This is a genomic window from Rhizobacter sp. P3_B12 (assembly GCF_056402895.1).
Genome location: NZ_JBFUGN010001665.1, coordinates 1 through 672, shown reverse-complemented (window position 1 = coordinate 672; position 672 = coordinate 1). Strand labels below are relative to the sequence as shown.

The 672-nt window shown below is 71.6% G+C and carries 1 protein-coding gene; it reads left to right on the top strand.

The features are described 5' to 3' along the window. Positions 1-628 (top strand): helix-turn-helix transcriptional regulator (locus AC1D01_RS37565; RefSeq protein ID WP_477875022.1); only part of this gene is annotated, 628 nt, incomplete at its 5' end. Positions 629-672: the final 44 nt, after the last annotated feature.

Below are 672 nucleotides of genomic sequence, written 5' to 3'. Positions count from 1 at the left end.
GGCCAAGATCGAGCGCGTCACGCCGCCCGCGCTGAAGCGCCGCTTGCGCGGCGTGGCCGACACCATCGCGCTCGACATCCAGCCCGGTGCCGCCGGCAACAACGATGCGTTGCTGGCACTGAGCACGGCCGCCTTGAACCAGCAGCAGGTGAGCCTGGGCTACGTCACGCCCGGTGCCCAGCGCAGCCGCCGCGAGTTCGACCCCTACGGGCTGGGGTTCCGCGGCGGCCACTGGTACGCGGTGGGCCATTGCCACCTGCGGCGCGACCTGCGGTCATTCCGGCTCGACCGCATCGAAGACGTGCAGCCGCTGCCTGCGAGCTTCCGGCGGCCGCCGGCCTTCGACGTGCTGGGCTACCTCACCCATGCGATCGCCACGCTGCCGCGCCTGCACCAGGCGAAGGTGCTGCTGCACACCGAGCCGGCCACGGCGCGGCGCCATGTGTTCGCCGGCTTCGGCGTGCTGAAGGCACACCGGCGCGGCGTGCTGCTGACGGTGGAGGCCGAGACGCTGGAATGGGTCGCGCGCGAGCTGGCGCGGCTGCCGTTTCCGTTCACGGTGCAGGCGCCCGCCGAGTTGAACGACGAGGTGCGGCGACTGGCGCAACGGCTGCTGGAGGGCCACTGAATCGTTCCTTCGCTTGCATCCCTAGTCATGCACCCGCCCCGGAG